Consider the following 15,342-nt stretch of genomic DNA (forward strand, 5'->3'; position numbering starts at 1 on the left):
TCATCTTTGTGGGGCAATAAACAAGTATAACATGAAAGTAGTTATCGTTTTCAATCACCCTTATGAAGGCAGCTATTGCACCGCCATTTTAACTGCTGTAATGGCCGGACTTAAAACAGCACAACATGAAGTGGACCTCATACACCTGGATAAGGAAGGCTTTAACCCGGTAATGACAACCGCTGATCTGTTAGCTTTTAAAAACCGGCAGCCCGTAGATCCCAAAGTGATCGAATACAAACAGCGGCTGGAGCATGCGGATCACCTCATCTTTATTTTTCCCATCTGGTGGGAGCTGATGCCCGCACTTACCAAAGGATTTATTGACAGGGTCATCTTCCCCGGTGTGGCCTATGACTATACGCCCAGTGGTTACGGGATGAAACCACTCCTTAAAAATATCAAAGGCATCACAGTGATCACTACCATGAATACGCCCGGCTTTTTATACCGCCTGGTTTTTGGCAATGCTGTGCGGAAAGCGGTGATCACCGGAACTTTCTGGAAAATGAGGTATCCCAACCGGAAATGGATCAACCTGTCCGGGGTAAAACAGGCATCCGGCAAAAAAAGAAACAAATGGCTGAGAAAGCTGGAGCAGCAATATGCACTGCTCTGAACCGGCTAACGCCACACCACTTCCAGACCACCCAGCTTTTTCTTTACCCGGTTGTTTTTAAACACAGAGCGGGTTACAAAATAGCCCAGTGCCGCCCCTACCCATACATCACTGGCCCAGTGGCGGTTGTGATAAATACGCGATACGCCTGTAAGCCCGGCAATGCCGTAAGCCACCCAGGGTACCCAGCGATGTTCCTTCCCATAGGCTTCTGAAACAGCCGTAGCCAGCGTCATCACGGTTAAGGTATGACCGGAAGGAAAGGAAGTATGATACCGGTCGTTGGAGAAGGGTGCGTGAAAATCGATATTGTTATCCGTATACGCAGGACGGTTCCTCCGGATCATGGATTTGGTAACCAGGTACAGGGAGGTGGCAATGGCATAGGACTTGAACGTAAGCAATGCCGTGTTCTTTAATTCCGGGTTCTTAACGGCCGCTCCTACTACAAACATGCCCGCCATAATATAAGGCGAATAACGGTTGCCAAAGGGCTCCACCACGTTCGCTACACTGTTTACAAACGGGCTTTGATTGCGCTGTACGATCCGCTTTATCTCTTTATCGGCCAGTACCAGTGCGCCCGTGGTGCCCAGGACAATGCCCAGGTTCCGGAAATCCTTTCCCTGCCAGTGTGCCGGGCGACTCACTACATACGCTGCATCGGAAAAAATACTTTTAAAAAAAGCACCATTCAGTTTGTATTGGATCAGGCTGTCCGGGGCGGCCGGCATGCTGTCTGAAACCACTGTTCGGAAGGTATCTGCAATAACAGGAACGGGAGCAATGGCCGTATCCGTTTGTGCCCGGCACAGATTTGCCAGCGCTATAAACAGCCAGCAACAAAATAGATTTCTTTGGATGTACAGGTTAAACTTGTTTCTTACAAAAATAGGGGAATGTGTTCTTCGTACATCCACACCGCCATTTTTATTGATCATTCAAATTCCAGCGAAAAAAGCTGCTCTTTCTCTACCCGGCCCTTCAGCTCCATTTCCCCGATGCCGGTAATTTTATAGGCAAAGGGCTGGTGAAAATCATTCATAAAGCCTCCGGATAAAATAAAAGCCTGCTGCAATTCATGACATTTCCCCCGCAATCGTGCCGCAGTGTTCAGCGTATCCCCGCTATAGATCAGGTCTTTTTTGATGATCCCGATAAAACCGGAGGTCACTTCCCCGCTGTGGATGCCTGCCTTAAAGGTAGGCGCCACGGTATACTGACCAAGGTAGTATTTCTCCCGGCGTTTTAAAATATAAAAGGCCTGGCGGATAAAGCGCAGGGAATAGATCTTGTTTTCGGGCGACTCTTTCCAGGAGATCACTACTTCGTCGCCTACATACTGGTAGATCTCTCCGCCGTTAGCCAGTACTGGGTTGGTGATATCTGCAAAAAAGTCCTTCAGCAGTAAAAAGTATTTTTCATGCCCGATCTTCTCTGCAATGGTAGTAGCATTATTAATATCCAGGAAAATAAAGATCCGGCGCTCCTGCCGCGGGCGGTGGTATTCGCCGCGCATCATGCTCCAGAAGCCTCCGGGGCCGTATTTATCCGTGACCTCCAATAATACCAGTGAAATAAGGGTCAGGAGCGCCAGGTCCGTCATCAGGATCAGAAAGCCTTTTGTAAAAAAGAAGTCCTCAAAGAAGCGTGCGGTAAACTGCGACAGGCTGCCATGATAGCTGAATACAAAATAGGCAGCCAGCATACAAAAAGCCACCAGCACAAATAAGCCGAAAGCCAGCCCCAGCTTCAGTATAAACGACACCCAGAGCGGATAATGCCGGAATGCGGATTTTAAATAAAAGATCAGCGCCGCCGAGATGGCCAGTCCGATCACTGCAAACGTAAGACAGAAGATCACCAGGGAACGGTTGGTGAGCAGCTGCTTTTCAATTTCAAGAATATTAAATAAAAAGAGAAATCCAAACAGGATCCAGATCACCGAAAGGATCAGCAGCATTTTCAACCGGAAATATAGTATGCGTTTGGACAGCATGATCGTTACAGCAGCAGCTTATGGTCTGCCGGTACAAAATTAGGATGAAATGCGATGTAAAGTCCCTTTTACGATCTCAGGCAGAGAGCCGGTTTCGTTATGGCCGGTCTTCACTTATCTTTTTTGCCTCTTCGATAATCGTCTGTTTGAGTGTTTTACTGGTTCCCAGCAGTAGCGGCAACTCCTCCTTTATTTTATTACACGGCAAGGCGAGGAACTTTTTCCATCCCTCCAGTCCGTGTTTTTCATAGATCCGTTTTGCCAGGATACCGCCGGTCGCATACAGCCGGGAGACATCATCATCCGTACGCACATCCTTAAACAGCAGCTCATCAATAGTAATACCTGTATATTTCAACAGATACTGATATAGTGATCTGACCGTCTCTTTAAAGGATCTGGGATCACTTCCGCCAAAATAAGTGGCGATCCCTTCTGTGGCGATCCTACAGGATTTTTCTCCTTCGATATCTGAAATATAAAAATGAGCGATCTCATGAGGATAATGTTCTGCATTCCGGGCAGAGTAAAGCCCGTTCCCGATACGCATTCCGCCAGTCCTGGACAAAAACATTTCATACCGGAAATCATAACCCATCAAATTAAACATCTGTACCGGGTCCTTACAGGAGTAATAAACGAACTTTTTGGGGGGCACATTGAAAACCGCGGCAATGCTGTCATTATAGGCATTACAGGTCCTGGCCTGCTGCAGATCAAATGCATCCTTACTTTGCTTGTAAAAGAGGATATGCCCTATTTCCTGTTTGTACCAGTCCCGGATAAAATAACTCGTATATCGTTCCAGTGTAAACGCATCGGTACTTTTATGGTAGTTCGCAATAAGATTGAGTACCTGGCCCATATTTCCTTTTAAAGAATCCGCTGCCGGTAAAAAGGCTATTTTTACCAGGTATTTCTGCCTCGGGATAAAATCGATTGCGCCGAGAAAAACGGGTGTCAGAAAACTCACACCTTTTCCATTGTATCCATAGGTTCCAAGATCGAAGGGATAACCGAAAAGATCCAGATCTTCCTTATCCCAGTATTGTCCCGATCGTTGCTCATCCCACCCATACGTGAAAAAAGTGTCCAGTGTCCGGATGAGTAACTCCTTTTTATAAAGCGGGTTGATGTTGTGCTGATCGGAAAGGTTAATGGCTAACCGCTGGGCATTTATAAGATGCCCCGTTATTACAAAACACAATAAGAAAGACAGGCGTTTCATAAATGATCATTATTCCGCCGCACAAGCGAGCGTGGCAACGAAGCTGATAGCAGTACTTCAGATGACCCCGTAATAAATAACACTGTTGTCATGTTTTAATTCCGCACCGGCTTCCCCGTCTTGATCACACTTTGCAGGCGCTCCAGCGTTTTACGCTCACCGCAAAGCGATAAAAAGTTCTGGCGTTCCAGGTCCAGCAGGTATTGCTCCGATACCAGCGTGGGTTCGCTGAGATCACCGCCGCACATGACATAGGCCAGCTTTTTTGCCACCAGCGCGTCATGGTCGGTAGCATAGTTACCCTTCTGCATGCCATTAATACCTGCCAGCAGGGCCCCCAGCGCACTGCGTCCCTGCACCTTGATATCCGTCCTGGGCACCGGTGCCACATAACCGCTGTCGTATAATTCTATCACGCTGCGTTTTGCTGCTGCGATCCGTAGGTCCTGGTTGATCACCACTTCGTCGGTACCCCTCCGGTAAATGCCCAGTTCATAAGCCTCCGCCGCAGAAGTACCAACTTTTGCCGTTGCAATAGTAAGGAAACGGTTTTGCAGCGGAATGTTTTCCGGCTCCCCGTTCTGGGTCTCATCCGCAGCACGCAGTGCAAATTCCTTGGTACCGCCACCTCCGGGAATCAGCCCCACCCCCAGTTCCACCAGCCCGGTATAGGTTTCAGCAGCCGCACATACCTTATCGGCGTGCAGGCTCAGCTCACAGCCGCCACCCAGAGCCAGGCCGTGCGGGGCCACTACCACCGGAACCGCCGCATACCGGGCCCGCATGGTGGTGTTCTGGAACAGCCGAACGGCCATATCCAGCTCGTCATATTCCTGTTCGATCGCCAGCATGAAGATCATACCCACATTGGCGCCTGCTGAAAAATTAGCACCCTCATTGGCGATCACCAGTCCTTTGAAATCCTTCTCGGCCTTTTCAATGGAGGTCTGGATGCCGCTGAGCACATCCCCGCCGATCGTCCCCATCTTGGTGTTCCATTGCAGCGCCAGCACCTCATCACCGATATCATAAAGCCGGCAACTGTTGTTCTTCCAGACGGTCTTATCGGAATAATTACTTAAAATGATAAAAGCTTCCGTACCCGGTAATGCCTTATAGGTCCTGCTGCCCGGATCATAGGCTTTGCGTCTTCCGTTTTCAACAACATAGAAAGTTTTATTACCTGCAGCAAGCATCTCGTCCACCCAGGCAGCTACTGTAAACCCCTCGACCTTCATGGCCTCCACGGTTTTGGCAACGCCCACGGCATCCCAGCTTTCAAAGGGACCGATCTCCCAGCCAAAGCCCGCCTTCATGGCATCATCAATCCGGTACAGCTCATCGCTGATCTCGGGTATCCGGTGGCTCACATAGGAAAACAGGCGGTAATGGAACTGCCGGTAAAACGCACCGGCCTTGTCCTGGCCGGTCATCAGCATTTTTAATTTTGCGGGCAGCTCTTCGATCAGTTTTGCGGCTTCCAGGCTGGCAAATTTTGGTTTCACCCGCGGGCCGTATTCAAAGCTTTTCAGATCGAGTGTTAAGATCTCCGAAGCGCCCTTATCGTTTTTTATTTTTTTGAAAAATCCCTGTCCTGTTTTATCTCCCAGCCATTTATTGGCTACCATTTTTTCGAGCCAGGCAGGGATCACGAATAACTGTTTGGCCTCATCATCCGGGCAGTTTTCAAACACCCCGTTGGCTACCTTCACCAGGGTATCGATGCCCACTACATCCGCTGTGCGGAAGGTGGCCGACTTAGGGCGGCCGATCATCGGTCCGGTCAAGGATTCGATCTCGTCAATGCTCAGTCCCAACTGGTCCATCAGTGAAAAGATGGCCATGATACTGAACACGCCCACGCGGTTGGCAATAAAGGCCGGTGTGTCCTTACAAAGCACGGTTGTTTTACCCAGGATATGGCTTCCGAAATCCAGCAGGAAATCGATCACTGCGGGATCGGTATCCGGTGTGGGAATGATCTCCAGCAGGCGCAGATAGCGCGGGGGATTAAAGAAATGCGTACCGCAGAAATGTTGTGTAAAATCCGCACTCCGCCCGGCTGTCATCAAATGGATCGGGATACCGGAGGTATTGGAAGTGATAAGGGTTCCGGGTTTGCGGTATTGCTCCACTTTTTCAAATAACTGTTGTTTGACGTCCAGCCGCTCTACCACCACCTCTATCACCCAATCACAGCCGGCGATGTTTTTAAGATCCTCATCAAAGTTCCCGGTGGTGATCTTCTTCACCACATCCTTTGTGTAAACCGGGGACGGACTGCTTTTAACGGCCGCTGCCAGGGCATCTTTTACGATCTTGTTTTTATCCGGTCCCTCTGCGGCGATATCCAGTAACAATACCGGAATGCCAACGCCTGCAAAATGACAGGCAATGCGCGAGCCCATTACACCACTTCCAAGAACGGCAACTTTTTTAATGATTCGTTTCATATACAATTTATGTTTAAGAGTTGCAGGGCTTAACAGGTCTGTGCGAACGGAAGTGAATCAACCGCTGATCGGCCATTCGCACCTGCATCTTCTGTAAACACCGGACAACTTTTTTCATTGAAACAATAAACAAACAACAATTAGTTAGATAAACAACTATCTACTGTGAAGGTAAGGAGAAAAAAAGCAAAATTCAAAAAACAACCGCCAAATCAGCATACCGCTTCCGCCGGGCGGGAAGGGCGTTGCAGCCGGTTTTTACTGATAAGTACCCGGGCCGCTGCCGGCAAGTGTCCGTTCTCAGCAGCTTACGTTCCGGCACCGGAAGACAGCACCGGGCGTTCACCTCCTCCTGTTGTGGCTTTGCCGATTTTATTTCTTGTGCCGGATCAATTAATAATACATTTGATACAGTAAATCCGAAGCATCTATGAGTGTATTATCAACACAGGAACTTTCAAAAAACTATGGTGCCGTACAGGCGCTGAACGGTGTAAGCCTTCAGGTGCCTCCGGGATCGGTATACGGGATCCTGGGACCCAACGGAAGTGGCAAGACCACCCTCCTGGGCATCGTAATGGATGTATTGAAACCCAGCTCCGGTACCTATCTGTGGAACGGTCATACCGGAAATGAACAGCAGCGAAAACGGATCGGCACGCTGCTGGAAACGCCTAATTTTTATCCCTACCTGAGCGCTGAGCGCAACCTGGAAATTGCGGCCGCTATCAAGAACCGTGATAAAAGCGATATCCCCCGGGTGTTGCAGACCGTTAATCTTTTCGAACGCCGCCATTCCGCCTTCAGCACCTACTCCCTGGGCATGAAGCAGCGCCTGTCCATTGCAGCCGCATTACTGGGGAACCCTGACATACTTGTTTTTGATGAGCCCACCAATGGCCTGGACCCTGCCGGCATCGCCGAGATCCGGCAGCTGATTCTTCAGCTGCATGATTCAGGAAAGACCATTATTATGGCCAGTCATATACTGGATGAAGTGGAAAAAGTATGCACTCATGTAACTATTATCCAGAAAGGTAATGTGAAAGCAAGCGGTACCGTAAGCGATGTGTTGCATGCCGGTGAACCGGAAGGAGCCGTACTGATCGAGGTGGCGGCAGATGACCTGCCGGGATTGCAACAGCTCCTTACCGGGATGAGCGGCGTAAAAGAATGCACGGTAAAAGCAGGCATCCTCCGGGTAGCAGGCGATCCGTCGCTGACACCGCAACGGCTCAACCAGTATTGTTTTGAAAAAGGCGTCACGCTCCATTACCTGGCACTTAAAAAGAAAAGTCTTGAGACCCGGTTCCTTGAAATCACCGGCTCCAGCAGCGACCGCTAAAGCAACATTCCGATCCGGTCTTTGTATTAACACACATCTAATTCATGCTTCTTATGCTACAACTTTTTAAAACCGAATGGCTGAAAGTAAAAAGCTACCGCACCTTCTGGATACTGTTTGGTTCTTTTTTTATTTTCCTTCCGGCTACATTGCTGATGACGGCCGACCGGTTCATGCACCAGATCAACCAGATGGAAGGGAAAAACATGGAGACGGCAATAATGAAGAGCCTGCTCAGCGCTCCATTCATTTTTCCGAACGTGTGGCGGGGCGCTGCCTGGTTTGGGGGATTGTTCTTTATTATCATCGGTATGCTCTTTATCCTTCTTGTCACCAATGAGGTCCAGTATAAGACCCACCGGCAGAATATCATCGACGGCTGGAGCCGTACCGACTTTATAACCGCGAAGCTGAGCATGCTGCTCTTTTTTGTAGTGAGCACCACCGTGATGGTATTCCTTTGCGGACTGGTATGCGGATTGTTGTTCACGCCCGATCTGTCATCTGTATCGATCTTTGAAAACATACGCTACGTCGGCTACTATGCCCTCATGGCCACGCTGTACCTGGTGGTGGCTTTTCTGGTTGCCATACTGATCAAGCGGACCGGGCTCGCCATTGTGGTATATTTCGGGTATGTATTTGTTATCGATAATCTGCTGTGGCTGGTACTTACGTTCCGGAAAAGTCAGCTGGGGTATTTTCTTCCCCTGGAAAGTTCCGATTCACTCATACCCAATCCGTTCAAACCATCCAATATCGAGCTTCGCACCGTTCCGGACCTGAACCTGCTGATCACTGCAGTCATTTATGGCACTCTGATGTTGTACGGGATCTTCCGCTATTACAGGAATGCGGATCTCAAGACCTGATCATTTTATCAGCTGAGCCAGCGCAGTATCAATATCCGGATAGCGGAACCGGAACCCATGGGATAATACCTTTGCAGCGCTTACCGTTGTGCTTTTTAACGCTTCCGCGCCCATTTCGCCCATTACCAATTTCAGCAGGGGCGCCGGTACCGGCAGGGTAATAAAGGACCGGCCATATTTATGTGTTGCCAAGGCCTCCGTCAATACAGCATTTGACACAGGGAGCGGGGCCGCCGCGTTATAAGCGCCATGATAAGATCCGTTTTCCATTGCTGTCAGGTACAATGTAACGAGGTCATCGATATGGATCCAGCTTACCACCTGGCAGCCATTGCCCGGCACAGCGGCGATCCTCCATTTCAATGCCCGTTCAAATTGCTGCATTACCCCTCCATGGGGTGCCAGCACAATACCGGTTCTGAGGTACACCACGCGGATCCCGGATGCAGCCAGTGAGGCAATGCTTTGCTCCCATTGCATACAGCAGTTGCCCAAAAAATCGGAGGCCGCAGGCTGATCCTCCCGGAAAGGCGCAGGATTTGGCACTTCCGGATCCTGCCCGTACCAGCCGATGGCCGAGGCGCTGATAAAGGCTTTTAACCGGTGCGGCCGCTTCAACAGGTTTTCCGACAACAAGACACCGCTCTGCACCCGGCTGTCCACAATCTCCTTTTTCCGGCGGGCCGACCAGCGCTGTTCCATAAGGCTGGCACCTGCCAGATGGATAATATAATCGGCGGCCTCCAGCACTTTATGGTCCACTTCCCCGGTTTTGATGTTCCAGTAGGCATAGCGTATTCTCTGCTCTGTATGCTGCAGAAGGGACCGGTCGCGGGTGAACACAACAACTTCATACCCCCTTTCCAGGAGTTGCGTTATAACGGCCCTGCCGATCATTCCGGTACCTCCGGTTACTATTACAATGGACATACTGCGGGTTAAGGAAAAAGAGGCTGTCGTCAGAAGTCTGGATTATCACATTCTTCCGATGGTTATCGAAAGCTGCTGAACCAGGTTCAGCATAATAGCAAACAGACTCTTGAAGACAGCCCCTTATCTCTTATTCAATTATTTCTTTCGCGCTCCGCCCAGCGGTTTCTTGGGCAGCGGCGTATCCATGCCCTTGCCGGAAACAGGATCATTATGGCCATGAAAAGGATCATGTGGCTTTTCGCGGAATGCTTCCGGAACGGGATCATGCGGACGTTCTTCTATAATTCCTGCATCAGCGGCTTTTTCGCCTGCACCTGTTTCCGGGGCTGCGGGCAATTCCGGAATGGTATTTTCAACATTTGCCACTTCGCTCAATTCGGATGGCTCCATCACCGGCGCCGCAATTATAGGTTCTTCTAATGCCGGTATCTTTATTTCGGCAACACTGTTTTCTTTAACGATCGCTGCCGGAACCGGCGGTTTCGATACTTTTTTTGCCGGGGCTTTCTTTTTAGGGGCGTTTACTGCTGCGGTACGGATGGCGGTCTTTTTCGGCACTTGTTTTACCGGGGCTTTTTTCACAGTTGCGGCCTTTTTTGCTGTGGCTTTTTTAACCGCTGCTTTCTTTACCACGGTCTTTTTAACAGCAACCTTCTTCGCCGGTTTTGCTGTCACTGTTGTTGTTTTCCTGGCTGCGGTCTTTTTCGCGGCTGCTTTTTTTACCGCTGCTTTTTTTGTTGCCGGAGCCGATTTCTTTATGGCCGCGGATTTCCTGGCAGCTGCTTTACCGGTTGTTCCTTTAGAGCCGGCCGGCGCTTTTTTTGCCACCGTTTTAGGAGCTGCAGATTTTTGTGTCGCTGCGCGGGAGGCTGTAGATTTTACTGCTTTTCCTGCCTTCTTTTCTTTTTTGACAGCTTTTTTCTGTGCTTTGGTCTGTTGTTTCAGTTTTCGGGCTGCCGCTTTTTTTGCTTTCTTATCATCCTTTTTGGGAGCAGCATTTTTCTTTTTTTTGGAATCAGTCTTTTTTGCAGTTGCTTTCTTGGGGGAGCCTCCTTTTTTTGAAGCCGCTTTTTTTTCCTTTGCCATCCTGTTTTGTTTTAAATAATGAACAATAGAGAACTGTAGAAAAAATATTAAAATTTAACCTCAACAATTATACCATTAAAAAAAAATCCTCATTTTTTCAAATGAGGATTTTTGATTCAATATTCTTAAAACTTAACCTTCGGTAACCTGGAAGGTGATCGGCTGCTTTCTGTAGGCTTTTACCTGTCTTCCGTTCTGAATGGCAGGTTTCCACTTACCGGATTTTTTAATTACACGAACAGCTTCTGAACCCATTCCGAAACCAGGGTCTTTGATCACTTTTACATCGCTCACATTCCCCTGTACATCCACCACAAACTGAACAACTACCTGATAGTTCCCGGCTGTAGCTCCGTTTTCAACAGGCACATCCCCTCTGAGGTTGGTCTGCAGGTAACGGCCCCAATCACCATTGTACTGGGCATCCTGTTCTACTTTTGTAAAGATCTCGGGTTCTTTTTCCACAGGTTTCGTTTCCACGATACCCTTACCGCCATCAACACCCGCCGGAGGAACAACGATTCCCACATCCTTCACCCCTTCCTGGTTGATGGTACCGATCTTGGTCTCCTTCAACTCTTCCTGTACAGGAGGTGGTTGTTTCACCTCTTCATCCTTTACAATCTTGGGAGGTGTAAATGCTTTTGTTTCAATTTTGGGAGGTGGCTCTACCTTGGGAGGAGGAGGTGGCGGCGGCGGTGGCGGCTCTTCCTTCTTCTCTTCCTGCTTAATTTCCTGAATGGTAACTTCCTCCATTTTTACTTTCTCCTGGACGGGGGATTTCATCTGGCTTTTTAACACCACCAGACCAGCAATAACCACAGCGGCCACTACCGTTATCGCCAGTGCTTTCCAGACGCGTTTGTTATAGGTGCGGCGAAGCTCGTAGGCTCCGTAGTCCTTGTTCCGCCCTTCAAACACTATATCCAGAAGATCAGAGGATAAAATTTTATTGGCTTCCATTATCTAAATTACTTTTTTTAATATGATGCATTTTTCGAAAAATTCCATACGGAATTTTTACTTGGCAGGTGGGGTTGCTGCTGCGGGCCCACCACCACCGGACAAACGGACTAATTCCAGTTCCGAGTCAAAAGGTTTCACCAATGCGTAACGGGCTACTTTATTGATGGTCATTTCATCCAGCATGTCCACTACATTTTTATATGTAGCATCCTCCGTGGGCTTGATCACCACAAAAAAGTCCTTTTGTTTACAATCATCAATGGATTTACCTTTTGCCTTGGCCTCACTTTCGCAAACCGGGTCTGTTACATAACGGGAGATCACTTCTTTCTTTTTACGGATGACGATATCCCGGATTTCTTTATATGTAGCGGATTTAAAACCGGAAGCTGTTGCATCCAGCTCCCCTTCATAATAAAAGAGGCTGTTATCTTTTCCCAGTATAACGCTCAATGAACCCGATTGCTTGATCTTGGTTTCCTCATCCTTCTTGTCTGTATCCTTCGGCATGTTCAAATCCATTGTAGTCGGATTGCTCATTGTTGCCGTAAAGATAAAGAAGGTGATCAGGAGAAATCCCAGGTCCACCATCGGAGTCATATCCACCCGGGTATTCAGTTTCTTGGCCTTCTTGACCCCGGGGCCTTTCTTATGCCCTTCATCGCCGCCAGTATCTAAACTTGCCATAATTTTTTCTTTTTACTGGTTATAGTAGGTGATTGAATTTATTTTCCTTTTAACCGCTCCTGGTACAACTCGGTTCCTGCAGGCGCATCCTGCGGCATGGTCACCAGGTTGTACTTCTGCTCATCATTGCGTTTCATGGCATCAATGACAGCCCCGAAAGTCGGATACTTTGAAGTATTATCTCCTTTAACAAGATATTTCAATGGCTCACCGGCGAAAACATATTTTGCCGCACCGATCCAGTTCACCAGCTCGCTGGTGGCCGAATCTTTAACGGGGATCCCGTCCTGTGCAACTTTTCCCCGTTCTGCCGGAGGAAGCGCCATAAATCCTTTTATCTTATTAAGAGGCATTCCGATCATTTCTCCATCCTGGTACTGAGCCAGGTCAGCATCCGTAAGGGTGAGTCCTGCTCTTTTAGCGGCTTCTTTGATAACCTCCTTTCCTTTTTGAACATCGGATTTGGACATTACCGAAAAATACACCTTGTTATCCTTGTCAATGCTCATCATAACCGCATTGTTATCAGGCATCGTCTGGGATGAAACAGAATTAGGCGTTTCGATCGGAACTGGCTCAGCCGGTTTGAATTTTGTAGCCATGATAAAGAAGGACAGGATCAGGAACGCGACGTCCACAAAGGGCGTCATATCCGTATCCGTCGACTTCTTTTGTATTTTTGCTTTTGCCATTATTGACTCTATTTTGATATAAGACGAAAAATCTGTTTTATTCCATAAAATTCTTTTCTTCCTGTATAAAGATTATTTATACAGAGAAGCAAAGGACTGGGTCAGGGTAAAACCAGATTCGTCAATACCATGTGTAATGCTGTCAATACGGGTGGTAAGCATGTTGTAAATGATAAGGGCCAGCGCAGAGGTACCGATACCTAATGCCGTGTTATACAGGGCCTCAGAGATACCGATCGCCAGTTCAGCTGCGTTACCGCCGCCGCCTTCACCCAGGTTAGAGAACGATTTGATCATCCCCATTACCGTACCTAACAACGCGATCAGCGTACCGGTAGATACAATGGTGGATAAGAATACCAGGTTCTTCTGAAGCATCGGCAGTTCCAGTGCAGTGGCTTCTTCCACTTCTTTCTGAATCGCTGCAATTTTCTGTTCGGTTTCCAAACCGGTTTCCCCGATCATTTCTTTATAGCGACGCAGCCCTGCTTTCATTACATTACCAACAGAACCTTTTTGTTTGTCGCACTCAGCAATTGCTGCATCCACATTCTTATTGGCCAGGTGGTACTGTACCTTACGGATAAAATTACTGTTGTTCCCTTTACCCAGCGCTTTAGCGATCGTCAGGAATCTTTCGATAGCAAACACAATTACCATCAGCAACATGCCGATCAGCAACGGTACGATGATACCGCCTTCATAGATCCGGTGAAAGGCTCCTTTGGGGCCTTTATGGCCAGGCCAAAATCCTCCGGCCTTATCAGGCTGGTCAAACCCAGAATCCGCGCCAATCACAAAGCGCCATATACAATACCCGGCAACAATACACAGAATGGGCGCCACCCACGAAATCAGATTACTGCTTTTTTTAGGTTGAACAGAAGTAGTAGCCGTTACGGGCTTCGCTTGATTTGTCTCAGCCATGATCTTAGTTTTTTTAGTTTTTTAAATATTGAACAAGTTTATTTGAGTGTACAATTCTAACAAAAAAAATCAAACAACAAAATTTTTCGTCATTATTTTTTTTTAATCGTTTGAAGTTAAACTTTTTTCACAATTAATCAAAAAAAACAAAAAAATGTTGACATAATTTTAGTTAAACCCCTTTTTGATTTTACGGCATTCAATAAAATCCCTCCGGTATTGTTTTTTTTATTCATAGCGCAACGCATCGATCGGATTGAGTTTTCCAGCCTTTACAGCCGGATAAATTCCCGCTCCCAGGCCTACAATTGTACAAATGACAATTCCATATAACACCCAATCCCAGGGCACTACAAAACCGGTGTTCAGCACCATTGAAAACAGGTTACCGATAATGATTCCCAGCAGGATACCGAGCATAGCGCCCAGCACACTGATGATCACCGCCTCCAGCAGGAACTGTGTTTTTACGGACCGTTTTTTCCCGCCCAGGGCTTTTACCAGCCCCACTTCCTTGGTCCGCTCGGAGACGGATACCAGCATAATATTCATCAATCCGATAGCGGCCCCGAGCAAGGTGATCACCCCGATCACAACAGCCGCCCAGCGGATATAGCGCAGCACATTCATTGCGGTTTGCACGGCACTGTCGCTTTTATCCAGTGCAAAATTGCTGGCTTCCGTAATATTGTTTTTCCGCACGGAACGGAAGAAGCTCTCGGCCTCTCCCATGGCGGCATCCAGCTGTTTCAAATCATTGACTTTTACAGCAATAACATAGGAGGCCCCGGCAGTGCCGAAATTCCGCTCCCAGTTCTGGTAACCCGTTACCACCATATTGTCCCGGCTGAAGCCAAAAGTGGACCCTTTGCCCTCCAGGATGCCCAGCACCCGGTAGGGGATATTGTTGATACGTATGGTCGTATTCACGCCTTTGTCCATCGCCTCTCCAAAAAAACTTTTAGCCACATCAAACCCCAGCACACATACATTCTGTCCGTTCCGTACCTCACCTGCCGTAAAGTTCCGGCCATACAACACCTTATAGGCATTCAGCCCCAGGTATTGATCATCACCGGCCAGCAGCACTACATTCGGACTGGTCTTCTTATCTCCAAAGGAAAGGATACTGCTTCTTCCGCCAAATACGGAGATGCCGGCCACGGCACCCGGGAACCGGTAATGCTGTATAAAATATTCGGCCTCTTGTTTCGTAATGACCTTATTAAGATTAGATTGTTTTTCCTTTTTCCCTTTTTTTGAAACGGCAAGATCATCGTTGCGGCCTCCGCCAAAATTCATGTTCCGCTCTTTAAAGCGAATGGTAAACCCATTGGCGCCCATGGAAGAAAAGCTTTCGGAAAATTTCTGATTCATGGCCTTGATCGCCGTGATGATACCCACCAGGGCCATAATGCCAAATGCAATAATGGTAACCGTAAGTCCGGTACGCAGCTTATTACTTTTAACCGTCCGGAACGCAAGCAGCAATGTGTCTGTAAATTTCACCTTGCTAAGTTACAGGGAATGGTTGA

The 15,342-nt window shown here is 48.1% G+C and carries 14 protein-coding genes; 3 read left to right on the forward strand and 11 right to left on the reverse strand.

The annotated features are described in order from the left end of the window. The first annotated feature begins 31 nt into the window (after nucleotides 1-31). The gene (locus K7B07_RS05985) at nucleotides 32-619 is read left to right on the forward strand and encodes an NAD(P)H-dependent oxidoreductase (protein ID WP_223708225.1); all 588 of its coding nucleotides are present in this window, start codon (nucleotides 32-34) and stop codon (nucleotides 617-619) included. 5 nt (nucleotides 620-624) lie between these two features. Here the strand turns inward: K7B07_RS05985 and K7B07_RS05990 are convergent, their stop codons facing one another. The 4 genes from K7B07_RS05990 to K7B07_RS06005 form a co-directional block, all read right to left on the reverse strand. Next, complete coding sequence (locus K7B07_RS05990; protein WP_223708227.1) at nucleotides 625-1,539, reverse strand: phosphatase PAP2 family protein; 915 nt, start codon at nucleotides 1,537-1,539, stop codon at nucleotides 625-627. Between the two features lie 17 nt (nucleotides 1,540-1,556). Continuing rightward, nucleotides 1,557-2,582 (reverse strand): adenylate/guanylate cyclase domain-containing protein, encoded by a 1,026-nt coding sequence (locus tag K7B07_RS05995; RefSeq protein ID WP_223708228.1) that lies wholly within the window; start codon nucleotides 2,580-2,582, stop codon nucleotides 1,557-1,559. Between the two features lie 133 nt (nucleotides 2,583-2,715). Continuing rightward, nucleotides 2,716-3,846, reverse strand: coding sequence for a hypothetical protein (locus K7B07_RS06000; RefSeq protein WP_223708230.1), 1,131 nt, complete (start codon nucleotides 3,844-3,846; stop codon nucleotides 2,716-2,718). Nucleotides 3,847-3,941: 95 nt separating this feature from the next. Beyond that, nucleotides 3,942-6,299, reverse strand: a complete 2,358-nt coding sequence (locus K7B07_RS06005; protein ID WP_223708232.1) for a 3-hydroxyacyl-CoA dehydrogenase/enoyl-CoA hydratase family protein — start codon at nucleotides 6,297-6,299, stop codon at nucleotides 3,942-3,944. 430 nt (nucleotides 6,300-6,729) lie between these two features. On the opposite strand from K7B07_RS06005, the gene K7B07_RS06010 reads away from it, so the two are divergent. Together K7B07_RS06010 and K7B07_RS06015 are read left to right on the forward strand one after the other, a co-directional pair. Then, nucleotides 6,730-7,644: an ABC transporter ATP-binding protein gene (locus tag K7B07_RS06010; protein WP_223708234.1), complete on the forward strand. Its 915-nt coding sequence runs from the start codon at nucleotides 6,730-6,732 to the stop codon at nucleotides 7,642-7,644. A 53-nt stretch (nucleotides 7,645-7,697) separates the two neighbouring features. Beyond that, a complete protein-coding gene (locus K7B07_RS06015; RefSeq protein ID WP_223708235.1) occupies nucleotides 7,698-8,516 on the forward strand; it encodes an ABC transporter permease in 819 nt (272 codons plus the stop codon). Here the strand turns inward: K7B07_RS06015 and K7B07_RS06020 are convergent, their stop codons facing one another. From K7B07_RS06020 to K7B07_RS06050, 7 genes are all read right to left on the reverse strand, one after another. Continuing rightward, nucleotides 8,517-9,446, reverse strand: a complete 930-nt coding sequence (locus K7B07_RS06020) for a TIGR01777 family oxidoreductase (protein WP_223708237.1) — start codon at nucleotides 9,444-9,446, stop codon at nucleotides 8,517-8,519. It abuts the gene before it with no gap. A 138-nt stretch (nucleotides 9,447-9,584) separates the two neighbouring features. Further along, on the reverse strand, nucleotides 9,585-10,535 hold the full coding sequence (locus K7B07_RS06025; RefSeq protein WP_223708239.1) for a hypothetical protein: 951 nt from the start codon (nucleotides 10,533-10,535) through the stop codon (nucleotides 9,585-9,587). Nucleotides 10,536-10,667: 132 nt separating this feature from the next. Beyond that, complete coding sequence (locus tag K7B07_RS06030; protein WP_223708241.1) at nucleotides 10,668-11,498, reverse strand: energy transducer TonB; 831 nt, start codon at nucleotides 11,496-11,498, stop codon at nucleotides 10,668-10,670. 57 nt (nucleotides 11,499-11,555) lie between these two features. Continuing rightward, nucleotides 11,556-12,188, reverse strand: coding sequence for an ExbD/TolR family protein (locus K7B07_RS06035; RefSeq protein ID WP_223708243.1), 633 nt, complete (start codon nucleotides 12,186-12,188; stop codon nucleotides 11,556-11,558). 38 nt (nucleotides 12,189-12,226) lie between these two features. Continuing rightward, nucleotides 12,227-12,880 carry an ExbD/TolR family protein gene (locus tag K7B07_RS06040; RefSeq protein ID WP_223708244.1) on the reverse strand — a complete coding sequence of 218 codons (654 nt, stop codon included), beginning with the start codon at nucleotides 12,878-12,880 and terminating at the stop codon, nucleotides 12,227-12,229. A 72-nt stretch (nucleotides 12,881-12,952) separates the two neighbouring features. Continuing rightward, on the reverse strand, nucleotides 12,953-13,807 hold the full coding sequence (locus K7B07_RS06045) for a MotA/TolQ/ExbB proton channel family protein (protein WP_223708246.1): 855 nt from the start codon (nucleotides 13,805-13,807) through the stop codon (nucleotides 12,953-12,955). 228 nt (nucleotides 13,808-14,035) lie between these two features. Continuing rightward, complete coding sequence (locus tag K7B07_RS06050) at nucleotides 14,036-15,316, reverse strand: ABC transporter permease (RefSeq protein WP_223708248.1); 1,281 nt, start codon at nucleotides 15,314-15,316, stop codon at nucleotides 14,036-14,038. Between the last annotated feature and the right edge of the window lie 26 nt (nucleotides 15,317-15,342).

The organism is Niabella beijingensis, assembly GCF_020034665.1.
In the GTDB taxonomy this organism is placed as follows: Bacteria; Bacteroidota; Bacteroidia; order Chitinophagales; family Chitinophagaceae; genus Niabella; species Niabella beijingensis.

Bases quoted from the DNA above. Each gene is read 5' to 3' on its own strand.
- K7B07_RS05985 (WP_223708225.1), top strand. From the start codon at position 32: ATGAAAGTAGTTATCGTTTTCAATCACCCTTATGAAGGCAGCTATTGC.
- K7B07_RS05995 (WP_223708228.1), bottom strand. From the start codon at position 2,582: ATGCTGCTGATCCTTTCGGTGATCTGGATCCTGTTTGGATTTCTCTTT.
- K7B07_RS06000 (WP_223708230.1), bottom strand. From the start codon at position 3,846: ATGAAACGCCTGTCTTTCTTATTGTGTTTTGTAATAACGGGGCATCTT.
- K7B07_RS06005 (WP_223708232.1), bottom strand. From the start codon at position 6,299: ATGAAACGAATCATTAAAAAAGTTGCCGTTCTTGGAAGTGGTGTAATG.
- K7B07_RS06010 (WP_223708234.1), top strand. From the start codon at position 6,730: ATGAGTGTATTATCAACACAGGAACTTTCAAAAAACTATGGTGCCGTA.
- K7B07_RS06015 (WP_223708235.1), top strand. From the start codon at position 7,698: ATGCTACAACTTTTTAAAACCGAATGGCTGAAAGTAAAAAGCTACCGC.
- K7B07_RS06020 (WP_223708237.1), bottom strand. From the start codon at position 9,446: ATGTCCATTGTAATAGTAACCGGAGGTACCGGAATGATCGGCAGGGCC.
- K7B07_RS06025 (WP_223708239.1), bottom strand. From the start codon at position 10,535: ATGGCAAAGGAAAAAAAAGCGGCTTCAAAAAAAGGAGGCTCCCCCAAG.
- K7B07_RS06030 (WP_223708241.1), bottom strand. From the start codon at position 11,498: ATGGAAGCCAATAAAATTTTATCCTCTGATCTTCTGGATATAGTGTTT.
- K7B07_RS06035 (WP_223708243.1), bottom strand. From the start codon at position 12,188: ATGGCAAGTTTAGATACTGGCGGCGATGAAGGGCATAAGAAAGGCCCC.
- K7B07_RS06040 (WP_223708244.1), bottom strand. From the start codon at position 12,880: ATGGCAAAAGCAAAAATACAAAAGAAGTCGACGGATACGGATATGACG.
- K7B07_RS06045 (WP_223708246.1), bottom strand. From the start codon at position 13,807: ATGGCTGAGACAAATCAAGCGAAGCCCGTAACGGCTACTACTTCTGTT.